The organism is Pseudomonas sp. HMWF006 (genome assembly GCF_003061205.1).
Lineage (GTDB): Bacteria > Pseudomonadota > Gammaproteobacteria > Pseudomonadales > Pseudomonadaceae > Aquipseudomonas > Aquipseudomonas monsensis.
Map to the genome: position 1 here is coordinate 8,658 of NZ_QAIU01000620.1, position 1,035 is coordinate 9,692.

Here is a 1,035-nt window from a genome sequence, read left to right on the forward strand (position 1 = left end):
GGCGTTCGAGGCCAGCCGCGAATTTCTCTTTCGCACTGTGTCGCAAGTCACCCTCAACTACCGCGGCATGCCGCTCAGCCAGGGCGTGGCCGGCCACGTGCACGGCGGCGATCGCCTGCCGTGGGCGCATGACGGTGAAGGCGATAATTACGAGCCACTACGGCAGCCGTGCTGGCAGGTGCACGTGTACGGCGACACCAGCGACGAGATGATCGCCTGGTGCCACGCACACCATCTGCCGCTGCATGTGTTCGACTGGCGTCCGGCGTTTGAAACAGCGGGGTTGGGGCGTAACGGATTTTATCTGTTGCGCCCGGACACCTATGTGGCGATAGCGGACAACAGCGCCGATCCGAAGGTGATCGAACGCTATTTTCGCGATCACGGGATCCGGCCGTATTTCGCCTGCCCCTGACCCAAAAACACCCAAAAACCTGTGGGAGCTGGCTCGCCAGCGATGAGGCCGGCACAGTCAAAATCAACGTTGACTGAGCTACCGCAATCGCTGGCAAGCCAGCTCCCACAAGGGCACTTCGGTGTTTGTCAGATCCCGGCCAGCGCCAGATCCATCGCAAAGTAGGTGAAGATCAGATCCGCACCCGCTCGCTTGATGGCGCCAAGGCTTTCACGCACCACGCGGTCCTCGTCAATCGCCCCGGCCTGCGCGCCGAACTTGATCATCGCGTACTCGCCGCTGACCTGATACGCCGCCAGCGGCAGGTGCGAGGCCTGACGGATGTCGCGGATGATGTCCAGGTACGCACCGGCCGGTTTGACCATCAGTGCATCGGCGCCTTCCTGCTCGTCGAGCAGCGATTCGCGCAGGGCTTCGCGGCGGTTCATCGGGTTCATCTGGTAACTTTTGCGATCGCCCTTCAGCGCGCTGCCACCGGCCTCGCGGAACGGGCCGTAGAGGGCCGAGGCGAATTTGGTCGAATAGGCCATGATCGGGATCTGCGTGAAGCCGGCCGCGTCGAGGGCCTGACGAATCGCCCGCACCTGACCGTCCATCGCCGCCGACGGCGCGATCACGTC

2 pseudogenes are annotated in these 1,035 nt (G+C 63.4%); one reads left to right on the plus strand and one right to left on the minus strand.

Going from position 1 to position 1,035, the window contains the following annotated elements:
- Positions 1-415: pseudogene (locus DBR24_RS34250) on the plus strand (FAD-dependent oxidoreductase); the annotation flags it as partial.
- Positions 416-543: 128 nt separating this feature from the next.
- Here DBR24_RS34250 and DBR24_RS28795 read toward each other — a convergent pair.
- A pseudogene (locus DBR24_RS28795) lies at positions 544-1,035 on the minus strand (porphobilinogen synthase); the annotation flags it as partial.